Annotated in this window: 15 protein-coding genes and 1 tRNA gene; 7 read left to right on the top strand and 9 right to left on the bottom strand. The window is 57.1% G+C overall.

From position 1 onward, the window contains the following. Nucleotides 1–34 precede the first annotated feature (34 nt). The 3 genes from efp (at nt 35) to ecnB (ending at nt 1,048) form a co-directional block, all read left to right on the top strand. Entirely contained in the window at nt 35–601 is a 567-nt protein-coding gene (gene efp, locus AAE045_RS03210) for an elongation factor P (protein WP_202305372.1), read from the top strand. A gap of 61 nt (nt 602–662) precedes the next feature. Continuing rightward, nucleotides 663–797 (top strand): entericidin A/B family lipoprotein, encoded by a 135-nt coding sequence (locus AAE045_RS03205; protein ID WP_455426006.1) that lies wholly within the window; start codon nt 663–665, stop codon nt 795–797. A 104-nt stretch (nt 798–901) separates the two neighbouring features. Continuing rightward, nucleotides 902–1,048: a lipoprotein toxin entericidin B gene (gene ecnB, locus AAE045_RS03200; RefSeq protein ID WP_202305374.1), complete on the top strand. Its 147-nt coding sequence runs from the start codon at nt 902–904 to the stop codon at nt 1,046–1,048. A gap of 37 nt (nt 1,049–1,085) precedes the next feature. On the opposite strand, the gene AAE045_RS03195 is transcribed toward ecnB, so the two are convergent. Further along, on the bottom strand, nt 1,086–1,682 hold the full coding sequence (locus AAE045_RS03195; RefSeq protein WP_455546429.1) for a response regulator transcription factor: 597 nt from the start codon (nt 1,680–1,682) through the stop codon (nt 1,086–1,088). A gap of 289 nt (nt 1,683–1,971) precedes the next feature. On the opposite strand from AAE045_RS03195, the gene sugE reads away from it, so the two are divergent. Continuing rightward, a complete protein-coding gene (gene sugE / locus AAE045_RS03190) occupies nt 1,972–2,289 on the top strand; it encodes a quaternary ammonium compound efflux SMR transporter SugE (protein ID WP_455426004.1) in 318 nt (105 codons plus the stop codon). Here sugE and AAE045_RS03185 read toward each other — a convergent pair. The 5 genes from AAE045_RS03185 to frdA form a co-directional block, all read right to left on the bottom strand. Next, entirely contained in the window at nt 2,286–2,816 is a 531-nt protein-coding gene (locus AAE045_RS03185; RefSeq protein WP_455546428.1) for a lipocalin family protein, read from the bottom strand. The genes sugE and AAE045_RS03185 overlap by 4 nt on opposite strands. Nucleotides 2,817–2,907: 91 nt before the next feature. Further along, nucleotides 2,908–3,267: a fumarate reductase subunit FrdD gene (frdD, locus tag AAE045_RS03180; RefSeq protein WP_455546427.1), complete on the bottom strand. Its 360-nt coding sequence runs from the start codon at nt 3,265–3,267 to the stop codon at nt 2,908–2,910. Between the two features lie 10 nt (nt 3,268–3,277). Then, on the bottom strand, nt 3,278–3,673 hold the full coding sequence (frdC, locus tag AAE045_RS03175; protein WP_271130053.1) for a fumarate reductase subunit FrdC: 396 nt from the start codon (nt 3,671–3,673) through the stop codon (nt 3,278–3,280). Between the two features lie 10 nt (nt 3,674–3,683). Further along, nucleotides 3,684–4,421 carry a succinate dehydrogenase/fumarate reductase iron-sulfur subunit gene (locus AAE045_RS03170; RefSeq protein ID WP_455546426.1) on the bottom strand — a complete coding sequence of 246 codons (738 nt, stop codon included), beginning with the start codon at nt 4,419–4,421 and terminating at the stop codon, nt 3,684–3,686. Then, entirely contained in the window at nt 4,414–6,204 is a 1,791-nt protein-coding gene (frdA, locus tag AAE045_RS03165; RefSeq protein WP_455546425.1) for a fumarate reductase (quinol) flavoprotein subunit, read from the bottom strand. The genes AAE045_RS03170 and frdA overlap by 8 nt, the downstream gene beginning before the upstream one ends. Nucleotides 6,205–6,534: 330 nt before the next feature. On the opposite strand from frdA, the gene epmA reads away from it, so the two are divergent. Next, nucleotides 6,535–7,512 (top strand): elongation factor P--(R)-beta-lysine ligase, encoded by a 978-nt coding sequence (gene epmA, locus AAE045_RS03160; RefSeq protein ID WP_455546424.1) that lies wholly within the window; start codon nt 6,535–6,537, stop codon nt 7,510–7,512. Nucleotides 7,513–7,617: 105 nt separating this feature from the next. On the opposite strand, the gene mscM is transcribed toward epmA, so the two are convergent. From mscM to rsgA, 3 genes are all read right to left on the bottom strand, one after another. Then, nucleotides 7,618–10,953: a miniconductance mechanosensitive channel MscM gene (mscM, locus tag AAE045_RS03155; RefSeq protein ID WP_455546423.1), complete on the bottom strand. Its 3,336-nt coding sequence runs from the start codon at nt 10,951–10,953 to the stop codon at nt 7,618–7,620. Nucleotides 10,954–11,012: 59 nt separating this feature from the next. Continuing rightward, nucleotides 11,013–11,978: an archaetidylserine decarboxylase gene (asd, locus tag AAE045_RS03150; protein ID WP_455546422.1), complete on the bottom strand. Its 966-nt coding sequence runs from the start codon at nt 11,976–11,978 to the stop codon at nt 11,013–11,015. 80 nt (nt 11,979–12,058) lie between these two features. After that, nucleotides 12,059–13,114 (bottom strand): small ribosomal subunit biogenesis GTPase RsgA, encoded by a 1,056-nt coding sequence (rsgA, locus tag AAE045_RS03145; protein ID WP_455546421.1) that lies wholly within the window; start codon nt 13,112–13,114, stop codon nt 12,059–12,061. A 113-nt stretch (nt 13,115–13,227) separates the two neighbouring features. Here rsgA and orn point away from each other — a divergent pair, with 113 nt between their 5' ends. Further along, nucleotides 13,228–13,773: an oligoribonuclease gene (gene orn / locus AAE045_RS03140; protein ID WP_455425993.1), complete on the top strand. Its 546-nt coding sequence runs from the start codon at nt 13,228–13,230 to the stop codon at nt 13,771–13,773. Nucleotides 13,774–14,021: 248 nt separating this feature from the next. After that, nucleotides 14,022–14,097, top strand: a tRNA-Gly gene (locus tag AAE045_RS03135). Nucleotide 14,098 lies beyond the last annotated feature (1 nt).

Below are 14,098 nucleotides of genomic sequence, written 5' to 3'. Positions count from 1 at the left end.
GCTAAGCTACCAATTAACAATTTCAGAGGGCCTTATGGCGACTTATTCTAGCAACGATTTCCGTGCCGGTCTTAAAATCATGTTCGAAGGCGAACCTTACGCTGTCGAATCCAGCGAGTTCGTGAAACCAGGTAAAGGCCAGGCGTTTGCCCGCGTGAAAATGCGCCGCCTGCTGACCGGTACCCGCGTTGAGAAAACCTTCAAATCTACCGACTCCGCCGAAGGCGCAGACGTTATCGATATGAACCTGACTTACCTGTACAACGACGGTGAATTCTACCACTTCATGAACAACGAAACCTTCGAGCAGCTGGCTGCGGACGAGAAGGCTATCGGCGATAACGCGAAATGGATGCTGGACCAGGCGGAATGTATCGTGACCCTGTGGAACGGCCGTCCAATCGCCGTTCAGCCACCAAACTTCGTTGAGCTGGAAATCGTTGAAACCGATCCAGGCCTGAAAGGCGACACCGCAGGTACCGGCGGTAAACCAGCTAAGCTGACTACCGGCGCCGTGGTTAAAGTGCCATTGTTCGTACAGATTGGCGAAGTTATCAAAGTTGATACTCGTACTGGCGAATACGTCTCTCGCGTTAAGTAATTCACGCGTGAACGCGGCGTAGCTTTGCAGGCTGCGCCGCAGCTAGCTGAAGGCAGGGAAGATGAATTCTAAGCTTAAGTGTTTCCTTTTTATCGCATTCCTGGCGTCGTTTCTGAGCGGCTGTAACACCACGCGCGGCTTCGGCGAAGATTTACAGCACCTCGGTGGCTCCATTGAGCGTGCGGCAAACAAATAACTTCCATCACTCCTAAAAAACCTCAGGATTGACATCAGCTTTCCATTTTTTGGCTATGCTTAAGTGGCTATACACAATCACATCGGCAAAAAAGGAAAAATGTCATGCTTAAGAAAACTATTGCAGCGTTCTTTTCACTTGTGGTGCTGTCGTCATTACTGACCGCTTGTAATACCACGCGCGGCGTTGGTGAAGATATTCAGGATGGTGGTAACGCGATTTCTGGCGCGGCAACGAAAGCCCAGGACTAACTTGTGTCGTTACGGTACGGTAGTCTATGCCGTACCGTTATTCTACTGCCGTTAACGGCGGCGATAAAAATAAAGAAAAGCGGTTATCCGCTCCCAGCTTCATCCTTATATTCCGCTTGTAGGTATAAACCGTTTTTGTGCTGATGCCCATAACGCGGGCGATTACCTCGTTACTCACCGCCTCCGACCATAATTTCAAAATTCGTTCTTCTCGTAACGTCAAAAGTGGCGCAATGTTATTCTGGCGAAACCTGAAGGGTGGACGCGAATGAATAATACGCTCGGTTAAGCTCCGTAGCTCATCAAGAGGGATGGATTTGCTGACGATTTGCGCCGTACCCCACTGTCGGCAATAGTGCTCAATCTGCTGGTGTTCGCCGCTTTGCATGACCATCAGGCGCGTCGACTTCCCGCAGGCGGAATAGATAGCGGAGAGCTGCCGAATATTATGCAGCATCCCTGAAAAGCCAGAGAAGTCGGCAATCACCATATTCGGCTGCCACTGTATTATTTTCTCCCGAGCCAGCAGTAAATTATCGGTTTCGGCAATACAGAATATATTATCTTTATTAATTAAGTCCTTTATTCCCTGACGGCTATAAACACAGCGATCGACCAATAATATTTTAAGCATGGTTAAGCTTCACGACATTCATTATTGCAGCCTTTACAGGGACGAGAGGGAGACGCTTAATCATAGGAGCATTCTCCGCCCGTTGAAGTGCGGAACTGCGTGACGATCGTGAGCTAATTCCAGGCTTAGCAAGGGCTAAGGGGGCATCGCTTCATGCAAAAGGAAAAAGCCGTGTGGGATTTTCCTTGTCCGGACCGGGTGCTAAACTATGCTCTTCGCATCGGCCTTGCGGGACGACCCGCCTGCGCCTCTTCTTATTTCGGGGACGACCCCTTCACAAGGAGCGGTTATGTCCTGGTTTGTTCTGTTTATTGCTGGTCTTCTGGAAGTGGTCTGGGCCGTCGGCCTGAAATATACCCATGGTTTTAGCCGCCTGTGGCCAAGCGTAATCACCATCGTGGCGATGGTTCTGAGCATGGCGCTGCTGTCATGGGCGATGAAAACGCTGCCGACGGGAACGGCCTACGCGGTGTGGACGGGGATCGGTGCCGTTGGGGCGGCCACCACGGGGATCCTGCTGTTAGGTGAATCGGCAAGCCCGGCCCGCATCGCGAGCCTGGCTATGATCGTCATCGGCATCATCGGCCTGAAGCTCAGCACCCACTAACCTTTCTGCTGGATCCACAGGAGCTTCTCGACCGGGAAGCCCTGGCGGGTCGCGGTATCCAGCATCTGCTGTTTGACTTCCGGGCTGATGGTCGGCGTGCGGGAGAGTATCCACAGATAGTCGCGGTTCGGCCCGCAGACCAGCGCGTGGCGATAATCTTTATCCAGCGCAATAATGTTATAGCCGCCATAGAACGGCCCAAAGAACGACACCTTCAGCGCCGCCCGATCGGGGCTGCCGGTAAAGTACGCTTTACCAATGCTCTGCTGCCATTTCTGCCGGTCAGGATTAAAGCCCCGGTTCACCACGCGTATTCCGCCGTCGTCCATCAGGCTGTAAGTCGCCGTGACCTGCTGCAGGCCGCGCTCGAAGCTGTGGTCGAGGCGGGCAATTTCATACCACTGCCCGAGATAGCGCTTAGCATCAAAATTATTGACCACCGTGACGTTCGGCGGCGGGGTGGGGGTACTACAGGATACAACCAATAGGGCCACTGAGATGGCAGAAACGATCGGCCAGATGCGCATAGCTTAATCCTTGTCAGCTTTTTGCTAAGTGTAGATGGCGGCAAAAAAAATGCCTGCACATCGGCAGGCATTTTAGCGCTTGCTTAGCGGCTTACAGAGTAATCACGCCAATCAGCGTCACAACGGTCAGAATCGCAGCAAGACCATAGAAGACCCATTTGCCGGACGGCACATGGATTTTCAGGTCGTGCATCGCATGGTGAATACGGTGCAGCCCGCACCACAGCGGCAGCACGATCATCAGGAAGATGAACAGGCGGCCGATGATGCTCTGGGAAAAAGCCAGCACGCGCTCATAGCCCAGCGCATCGCCGGGGAACAGGCCCAGCGGCAGCATGATACCTACCAGCAGCACGATGACGGGCGCGATTATTGCCCCCCACATGCCGCCTGCGCCAAACAGCCCCCAGAATACCGGCTCGTCGGAGCGTTTCGGATTGGGATTGATCATAACGTCCTCCTTACCAGAACAGGGCAACAAAAAGAATGACGACCGTGGCAACCGCAGTTACCGCCCACAGCCCTTTAATGACCGGCTCCGGCCCCATTTTTTCATCTTTAACAATGATGTTGGCAGCCTTCGGCGCCAGCTCAAACCAGGTTTTGGTGTGCAGCAGCGCCGCCGCCAGGGTGATAATGTTGAGGATCACGACGATGGGGTTTTGCAGGAAGCTGACAAATCCCATCCAGCTGTCCGGTCCGCCCTTCAGGGCAAACAGGCCGTAAATCAGCACGAGGCTGAACCAGACCGTCGGCACCGCCGTGCCTTCACGCAGCATGTAAAAGCGGTAGAAGCCCAGTTTTTGCCACCACGTTGGTGTCATGGGGCGAACATACGGCTTACGTTTGGTGGTCATTGTGCACTCCTTAGCGTGGTTTCAGGGTGGCAATCAAAAAGTCTTTCGAGCTTTCGACTTTGCCCTGCTGGATGGCGGCTGCCGGGTCGACGTGCTTCGGACACACTTCCGAGCAGAAGCCCACGAAGGTGCAGCTCCAGACGCCGTTCTGGCCGTTTAACTGCGCCATACGCTCTTTCTTGCCGTGGTCGCGGTTGTCCAAGTTGTAGCGGTGGGCGAGGGTGATCGCCGCCGGGCCGATGAACTCTGGATTCAGGCCAAACTGCGGGCAGGCGGCATAGCACAGGCCGCAGTTGATACAGCCGGAGAACTGATGGTACTTCGCCATCTGCGCCGGAGTCTGGACGTTTGGCCCCTGATCCGGCGTGCGCGGATTGCCGATGATGTACGGCTTAATCGCCTCCAGGCTCTCGATAAAGTGGGTCATGTCGACCACCAGGTCGCGCTCGATTGGGAAGTTCGCCAGCGCTTCGACCTTCATGCCCTGCGTGTACTCCCGCAGGAAGGTCTTACAGGCCAGCTTCGGCACGCGGTTAACCATCATGCCGCAGGAGCCGCAGATCGCCATACGGCAGGACCAGCGGTAGCTGAGGTCCGGCGCCAGGTTGTCCTTGATGTAACCCAGCGCATCCAGCAGCGAGGTTTGTTCATCGTAAGGGACATCGTAGACTGCGCTGTGCGGCTCGCTATCCGTTTCCGGGTTGTAGCGCACAATCTCAATCTTCAGGGACTTCATCACTTCAGCCATTCGTCGCCTCCTTCTTGTCGGCTGCTTCTGCTTCCGCACCGTAGACGCGTTTTGCCGGTGGCAGGGTGGTGATTTTCACGTCGCTGTAATCCAGACGCGTGGTGCCATCCGCATCGCGGAAGGCGAGGGTGTGTTTCAGGAAATTGACGTCGTCACGCTCTGTGCAGCCTTCGTCCAGGCGCTGGTGCGCCCCGCGAGACTCTTTACGTGCCATTGCCGAGTGCGCCATACACTCCGCGACGTTCAGACCGTGGCCCAGCTCGATGGTATAGAGCAGATCGGTATTAAACACGCTGGAGCTGTCGGTAATGCGCACGCGCCTGAAGCGTTCCTGGAGTTCCGCCAGCTTGTCGATAGTTTTTTGCATCAGCTCCGGCGTACGGTAGATACCGCAGCCTTCTTCCATCGACAGGCCCATCTCGTCGCGGATCTTCGACCAGTTTTCGCTGCCTTCCTGGTTCACCAGCTTCTTCAGGCGGCTTTCGACGTCCGCTGCCTGGGCGTTAAGCGCCGCATCGTTGGCAGGCTGTGCTTCGCCTGCGCGCTGCATCGCCTGTTCACCCGCCATGCGGCCAAACACGACCAGTTCAGCGAGGGAGTTGGAGCCTAAGCGGTTCGCGCCGTGCAGGCCTACGGATGAGCACTCGCCCACCGCGAACAGCCCTTTGATGCGGGTTTCGCATTTGGTGTCGGTTTCGATACCGCCCATGGTGTAGTGCGCGGTTGGGCGCACCGGAATCGGATCTTTCACCGGATCTACGCCAACATAGGCTTTCGCCAGCTCGCAGATAAACGGCAGGCGCTCGAGGAGTTTTTTCTCGCCCAGATGGCGCAGGTCGAGATAAACCACATCGCCACGCGGCGTAGGAACGGTGCGGCCAGCGCGCCATTCGTGCCAGAAGGCCTGGGAGACTTTGTCGCGCGGACCCAGCTCCATATATTTGTTCTTCGGCTCGCCGAGCGGGGTCTCTGGCCCCATACCGTAATCCTGCAAATAGCGGTAGCCGTCTTTGTTGACCAGAATGCCGCCTTCGCCGCGGCAGCCTTCCGTCATCAGAATGCCGGAGCCCGGCAGGCCGGTTGGGTGGTACTGCACGAACTCCATATCGCGAAGGGGGACGCCGTGGCTCAGCGCCATGCCCATGCCGTCACCGGTGACGATACCGCCGTTGGTGTTATAGCGATAAACGCGGCCCGCGCCGCCCGTTGCCATCACCACGGCATTGGCTCGGATTTGCACCAGCGAGCCTTCCATCATATTCATCGCCACCAGGCCGCGCGCCTGACCATCGTCGACCAGAATATCGAGGACGAAATGCTCGTCGAAGCGCTGAATCTGCGGGAACTGCAAAGAGGTCTGGAACAGGGTGTGCAGCATGTGGAAGCCGGTTTTATCCGCGGCAAACCAGGTGCGCTCAATTTTCATGCCGCCAAAACGGCGTACGTTCACCGACCCGTCCGGGCGACGGCTCCACGGGCAGCCCCACTGTTCAAGCTGGGTCATCTCCGTCGGGCAGTGGTGTACGAAGTAATCCACGACGTCCTGCTCGCACAGCCAGTCGCCGCCCGCCACGGTGTCGTGGAAATGGTACTCGAAGCTGTCGTGATCCTGCGCGACGGCAGCGGAGCCACCTTCTGCGGCCACGGTATGGCTACGCATCGGATAGACTTTGGAAATCAGAGCGATTTTAGCCTGTGGATTGGCCTGAGCTGCGGCAATGGCCGCTCGTAATCCCGCTCCGCCAGCGCCAATAATGGCGAGATCGGCTTGAAAGGTTTGCACGACATTCCTCCAGTTTTTAGTTATTTCGCAATGCTAATTCACCAAAGGTAGACCACCGAAACGGTAGGGGCTATTGCGAAAGGGTGTTTCCCTGCTCCTTTGTAGGTAGCGAAGTATAACCGGAGGGATTTTAAGGAAATTTGACGTGTTCGATTTTTTTGCTGTTCTGTGGCGCAATTAATTCTCAGGAGTGATGAGTTGCGTCACGAAATTATGACTATTAATAAGTATGGGGTACCGGCCATGCCCGCCGTTTTGCTGAGCAAAATTTGTCTCCCATACGGGATGCGAGTAGACTTCCTGGCCTTGTTTGACTACGGAGACTAAACCATGAGCGAAACGGCCACCTGGCAGCCGAGCGCGTCCATCCCCAACCTGTTGAAACGCGCCGCTATTATGGCGGAAATTCGGCGCTTTTTTGCCGACCGCGGCGTACTGGAGGTGGAAACACCCTGCATGAGTCAGGCAACGGTCACGGATATTCATCTGGTGCCGTTCGAAACCCGTTTTGTTGGGCCGGGCCACTCTCAGGGCATGAATCTGTTCATGATGACCAGTCCGGAATACCATATGAAGCGCCTGCTGGCGGCGGGCATTGGCCCTGTGTTCCAGCTGTGCCGCAGTTTCCGTAACGAAGAGATGGGACGTCACCATAATCCAGAGTTCACCATGCTGGAGTGGTACCGTCCGCATTACGATATGTACCGCCTGATGAACGAGGTGGACGATCTGCTCCAGCAGGTTCTGGAATGCGAAGCTGCGGAGTCACTTTCCTATCAGCAGGCTTTCCAGCGCCACCTGGAAATCGATCCGCTGTCGGCGGACAAGCCCGCGCTGCGTGAGGCGGCAGCTAAGCTGGATTTAAGCAATATCGCGGATACCGAAGAAGATCGCGATACCCTGCTGCAGCTGCTGTTTACCATGGGCGTTGAACCACATATCGGTAAGGATAAACCGGCGTTTATCTACCACTTCCCGGCGAGCCAGGCTTCGCTTGCGCAGATCAGCACCGAAGACCATCGCGTGGCAGAGCGCTTTGAGGTCTATTTCAAAGGTATTGAGCTGGCGAATGGTTTCCACGAGCTGACCGATGCCCGCGAGCAGCAGCAGCGTTTCGAACAGGATAACCGCAAGCGCGCCGCCCGCGGCCTGCCGCAGCAGCCTGTCGACGCGAACCTGCTGGAAGCGCTGAAGGCGGGGCTGCCGGACTGCTCCGGCGTGGCGCTGGGCGTGGATCGTCTGATTATGCTGGCGCTGGGGGCTGAGAGCCTTGCGGACGTGCTGGCCTTCCCGGTGGACCGCGCCTAAAAGGCAACGTCCGCCTCGTAGGCCGGAAAAGCGAAGCGTCATCCGGCAAATACCGGTGGATGACGCTGCCGCTTATCCACCCTACAAAACCCGTCTCCCTGACCTTTAGAGGCTTCCCGCCGTCCTGCCGCCTTTACCCGCTGAATTAATCGCCCTGGTTTTTGCGCTCCCCATGTTCTCCAGACGCATCTGGAACGGTGGGAACGGCAGGTCGATGTCGTGCTCGCGGAAGCCCTGCAGGATCAGCTGGTGGATCTCATGGCGCAGCGGCATGCGGTGCCCCATCTCGGCGGCATAAATGCGTAATTCGAAAATTTGCAGACCAGCCTGTAAATCCACCAGGAAGGCTTCCGGCGGCGGGTTGTCTATCACCAGCGAACAGCGCTCGGCCGCTCTCAGCAGGATGTTGGTCACCTCTTCGCTGTTTGCATCCGACGGGGCAGGTACGGTCAGCACCACACGCGTGACGGAGTCGGACAGCGACCAGTTGATAAACTGCTCGGTGATAAACGCCTTATTCGGCACGATGATCTCTTTGCGATCCCAGTCGCTGATCGTCGTCGCCCGGGTATTGATCCTGGTAACGCTGCCCGTCAGATCGCGGATCGTCACCGTGTCGCCAATGCGGATCGGCTTCTCGAAGAGGATAATCAGGCCCGAAATAAAGTTGGCGAAAATCTCCTGTAAACCAAAGCCCAGCCCGACACCCAGGGCGGCAACCAGCCACTGCAGCTTCGACCACTCAATGCCAATCATCGAGAAGCCAACCAGCCCGCCAATCAGCAGCAGCAGGTATTTGGTGATGGTCGTGATGGCATAACCCGTACCCGGCGTTAAATCCAGATGCTGGAGTATCGCCAGTTCAAGCAGGGCGGGTAAATTGCGCACCAGCTGCATGGTGATGATGATGACCAGGATGGCGATTAACACCGCGCCGAGCGTGATGGGTTCAATGCTTTCCACCCCCTGCACCGTCGAGGTGGCATCCCACAGCGTGATGTTCTCAAGGAAGCCGAACGCGGAGTGGATTTCCGACCACAGCACTATGACCGACAGCAGGGCGATCAGCATAAGAATCGACCTGACCAGGCGCAGCGACTGGGCGCTGATGGTGTCGAGATCGATTTCCGCCTCTTCAAAAATCTCTGCCGAGCCTTCGGTACTGTGGCTGTGGGGCGCCTCTTCTTCGCCACGGGCGCGCTGTGCCAGTATTTCCGCACGACGATGCTTGGCGCGGTCAAAGGCCAGACGGCGGCGCTGAATCAGCATCCAGCGGCGGATAACGTGGTAGATAACCAGCAGCAGGAACCAGATGGCGACCGAGGTTTCCAGACGCGCAAGCAGCGCCTGGGACGTTGCCAGATAGCCCACGGCGGCCGCCAGAATAGCGGACAGCGGCGCGCACAGCAGCAGGTTCCACAGCATCCTGTTGACGACGTTATCGTTGTTGCCCTGCTTGTCCACGTACAGCGGGATACCCGCGCGTTTCAGGCTGAGCGTGACGAGCGCCAGCGCACCGCAAATCAGCATGAAGCACAGCCGACCCAGGGAGGCAGAAAATTCACGGTCGTTGAGGTTATCGAACATGATGAGCGCCATAATCAGCGGCACAATCAGCCCGATGCTCATCAGGTAGTAGCGCATCGCCCGGGCGACGCGTTCACGCGGCCAGCTGAAGTGGACGACGAACAGGCCTGTAGGGCGGGCGAAGGTGGCGCAAATCATTACCGCCCACAGCAGCGGCACGGTTGCTGTAACCCCGTCGCCTACTGCGACGGCAATCGGATAAGGCCATGCCTCTTGCAGGCCATAGCCCAGCGTTGCCCACAGTACCGGCAGCGGGGAAGCGACCAGAATTGACCAGAACAGCGTGCGCAGCGTCAGGGTGAAGTGATCCTGGGTAACTTTGCCAACCTTCGCGCTGGAACGCTCGAGGAACGCCGTAAAGTGGCGGCGGGAGCTGATGCTGAAGCCGACCAGAATCAGGGCGGCAAACAGCGGCAGCAGCGTTGCTTTGCTGGTCAGCATCATGATGCTGGCGCTGCCGAGCTGGCTGACGGTATCCAGCGAGATCAGCCGACGCAAATCCTGGACGATTTCGATGGGCCACGAGAAGCCAATGGCGCTGACGTCTGATGTCCAGAACAGGTAGCGGTGGGTCGCTTCGTTGACTTCTTTAAGGGCATCTTCAAGCTGGCCGTTGGCGACTTTGAGCTTCGTCAGCTCTAAGATCAGCGTATCGCCACCCTGGAGCAGGGAATTCAGCAGCTCACGCTGGGTGCGCAACTGCGCTTCAAGAATGCGATTTTGCTCGGCGGTCAGATCCTTGCCATCCAGCTGACGCGTCTGGCGCAGCTGTTGCTGCTTGTTGAGCAGATCTTCGTAATGCAGTCGCTGGACGCGAAGCTGGCCGAGCTCCGTGTCCAGCTGCTGCGGCTTGGGCATTTCCGGCAGGCGTGAAACCTGGGCCCGCAGCGTTTCGCCCAGCACGTTAGAAACGCCCAGCCACTGAGCCTGTTCGCGCAGGGTGTTCAGCGCCTGGCGTACCTGCAGCGTCTGGCTGCTGGCCTGGCGCTGCTGAGAGGCGACTAAGTCCATACGCTGGGCCTGCTGATTCAGCGCCTGGGAGAGCTCACGGTTGCTTTTGAACTGCGCGACGATAACCGGTGGCAGGTCAGCGCTGTTTTCAGCAAGCAGTTCGGTACTTTCCAGCGCGCGTTCGGCTTCCTGCTGACGCTGGCTGTTGAGCTGGTTGCGCAGCCCCTGGAGCCAGGCATCCAACTGAGCGCTTTGCTTCTGCGCCAGCTCCGCGCGCTGGCGGGCAAGCTCCTGACGGTTACTGGCGGAGAGCTGCGCCAGTTCCAGCTCGTCGACCAGCGCCTTCAGGCGGGCGGATTCAGCCTGCAGGGAGAGGTGCTGTGCCTGCAGCAAAGGCGTACCTGTCGTTGCCTGGCTTCCGGCCCGGCGCTCAACTTCGTTAAGCTGGCGACGCGCGTCCGTTTGCTGCTGGGGAAGCTGGGTCAGAGAATCGGCGATTTCCCGCGCGCGCTCCTGCTCCTGCTGTGCCAGGCGGCTTTTCTCCAGCAGCTGGCTGCTGACCTGCAGGATCTCCTGGTTCAGCGCGTCGGTGGACATGCCCTCCGGCACTTTTTGCGGCTCATCACGCAAATTAGCTAACTGCTGGCGCAGGGTTTCCGACAGCTTAGGGAAGTTATCAATGACTTTCTGATACTGGTCAGCGCGTTCTAACGATGCCTTTCGTTCATCGAGCGCGTTAAGGGCGGCCGTAAGCGCATCGACGATATCGGCCTGGTTCGGCTGATCCTTCGCGGCTTTGGCCTGTTCGAGTTCCTGGGAGATTTGTTTTGCATCGGGGAGCGTTGCGGCAACCGCACCCAGGCTGATGCACCAGGCCATCAGAAAAGTGATTATCAGGCGCACGTCAGTACCTATAGGTGAGTCCGCCCCGGCGGTGAGCCAGCGGGGCGGGGAAGAGCAGATTAACTTTCGGGTTTGTTTTCCACCAGCGGGCTGGCTTCCAGTTCAGCTTCGACTTCCGCCTGTGGGATCTCGCTCACCGGCACTTCCGGCTCCACAATGGCTTCGGTAGAGACGGCCAGCGGCTCACCGATTTTGGTCACCGACAGGCTTTGCAGCTGTTCTGCCAGATCCACTTTGCCTGGGGCAAACAGGTTGATGACGGTTGAGCCCAGTTTGAAACGGCCCATTTCCTGACCCTTAAGCAGCGCAACCGCACCGTCGCTTTCGCCCGCAGGCCATGTCCAGCGCTTAATCACGCCTTCACGCGGTGGGGTGATGGTGCCAGCCCAGACGGTTTCGATGCTGCCAACGATGGTAGCACCCACCAGAATCTGCGCCATTGGGCCAAACTCGGTATCGAACAGGCAGATTACGCGCTCGTTCCGCGCAAACAGGTTCGGCACGTTTTGGGCTGTCAGATGGTTTACGGAGAACAGGTCGCCCGGCACGTAAATCATTTCGCGCAGAATACCGTTACACGGCATGTGCACGCGGTGGTAATCGCGTGGCGACAGATAGGTGGTGACGAAGCTGCCGTTGCGGAACAGGTCGGCCATCAGGTAATTACCGGCCAGCAGCGCTTCGAGGCTGTAGTTGTGGCCCTTCGCCTGCAGAATTTTGTCTTCTTCGATGCGGCCGAGCTGGCTGATAACGCCGTCGGCTGGCATAACCAGAATGTTAGGATCGGTGTTAACCGGACGCACGTCGTCACGCAGCGGGCGCACGAAGAACTCGTTGAAGGTGCGATAGCTTGCGGTATCCGGCTTCTGCGCCTCTTTCATGTCGACCTTGTAGTATTTCACAAACAGGTCAATGACCAGCTTAGTCAGCCAGCCAGCACGTTTACTTGCGCCCCAGCCCGCAAGGCGGGTCAGCCAGAGTTTCGGCAGAATGTATTGCAGCGAAAGTTTAATGTTGTCTAACAAGATAGCCTCCTGGCTAAGCACCCGGTTTAGCGGGATCAAACAGAAAAAGGGGGCGATTCTAACGGCGCCCAGCTTAATTGTCAGTTGTCGATATCGGAAAAGTTTTTACGCGTTTTTACCTGCGCCATGCTTTCCAGAATGCGATGGTAGCTATCGAAGCGTAATTCAGCGATTTCGCCGCGTTCTACCGCTTCGCGCAGCGCACAGCCCGGATCGTTATCGTGGCGGCAGTCGCGGTATTTGCAGTGGCCAAGGTAGTCATGGAATTCGACAAATCCCTGGGTGATTTGTTCCGGCTCTAAGTGCCACAGACCGAATTCACGCACGCCTGGGGAGTCGATAACATCGCCGCCGCCCGGGAAGTGATAGAGCCGGGAGGCGGTGGTGGTGTGCTGGCCAAGACCTGAGTTGTCTGAAACGTTGTTAACCAGTATCTGTTCGTCTTTGAAGCCGAGCAGGTTATTCAGCAGGCTGGATTTGCCCACGCCGGACTGACCGGCAAAGATGCTGATGCGCCCGATTAACGCCTCTTCCAGCTCTTTTAACCCTTCGGCCCTGTGGCTGGAGACCATCAGCACGCGATAGCCGATATGGCGATAGATATCCATCTGCTCATTCACAAACGCCAGGCCCGCTTCGTCCAGCAGGTCAGTTTTGTTCAGGACCAGCAGCGGTTCTACGTCCAGCGTTTCGCAGGCCACCAGATAACGGTCAATAATATTTAATGACAGCTCCGGCAGGATCGCGGAAACGATAATAATCTGGTCAATGTTGGCGGCGATGGGCTTCACGCCGTCGTAGAAGTCCGGGCGGGTCAGCACCGAGGTGCGTTCATGAACCGCATCTACGATGCCTTTAATCGTTACGCCAGCGGCGGCTTCTTTCGCCGGGCGCCAGACGACGCGGTCGCCGGTGACCAGCGAACGGATGGTGCGGCGAATGTTGCAGCGGTGGACTTCGCCTTCCGGCGATTCGACATCCGCGTGCTGGCCGAAGCGGCTGATTACCCGGCCATCCCGGGGTTCGCCAAACTGAGAGTCGTCGGGATCGGCTTTCTCCACGGTTTGTTTAAGCCGACGCTGGTGGTTTGCTTTTACCCGGCGCTGCTGTCCTTTGGAGAGTTTATTTTTGCTCAATCGTTCTGGCTCCTGGTCGCCCCTGCGGGGCAAAACCTCTATGATACACACTATTTTATACGAATTAACCCACCGTCACGGCTGGGTAACGAGCGAGAAGGGTGGAAAATAGCATGAGTGGAAACGAAAACAATCTGATTTGGATTGATTTAGAAATGACCGGTCTGGATCCAGAGCGGGATCGCATAATTGAAATTGCCACCCTGGTGACCGACGCCAATCTGAACATCCTTGCGGAAGGGCCAACTATTGCGGTGCATCAGTCCGACGAGCAGCTCGCGCTGATGGATGACTGGAACGTCCGTACCCATACCGGCAGCGGTCTGGTTGAGCGAGTAAAAGCCAGCACCCAGGACGACCGTGCGGCGGAGCTGGCAACGCTTGAATTCCTGAAGCAGTGGGTGCCGCAGGGCGCTTCCCCTATCTGCGGCAACAGCATCGGCCAGGATCGCCGCTTCCTGTTTAAGTATATGCCGGAGCTGGAGGCTTACTTCCATTACCGCTATCTGGATGTCAGCACGCTCAAAGAGCTGGCGCGCCGCTGGAAACCAGCCATCCTTGCCGATTTCAAAAAGCAGGGCACTCACCAGGCGATGGACGATATTCGCGAGTCGGTGGCGGAGCTGGCGTTTTACCGCGAAAACTTTATTAAGCTGTAATCTGCGGCTTACGTTTGCGTAGCGCGGATAAGCCTGTGTCATCCACCGTTTGTGCTGGGTGACACCGCGTTTATCTACCCTATGTTTCATGCAGACCGGGGCGGGCGGACGCAAAATAATCAGATTGCCGCTTAAATCACCATTCAGACTAAATTCATGAAAAAAATGGTTTGAGGGGGTTGCGGCTAAAACGATTTCTCGTATAATGCGCCTCCCGTACCGATGCAGAATTTGCAGCGTTACACAGAGCGGGAATAGCTCAGTTGGTAGAGCACGACCTTGCCAAGGTCGGGGTCGCGAGTTCGAGTCTCGTTTCCCGCTCCAA

The organism is Dryocola clanedunensis (genome assembly GCF_038405435.1).
Taxonomy (GTDB): domain Bacteria; phylum Pseudomonadota; class Gammaproteobacteria; order Enterobacterales; family Enterobacteriaceae; genus Dryocola; species Dryocola clanedunensis_A.
This window is presented reverse-complemented; position numbering and strand designations above follow the sequence as displayed.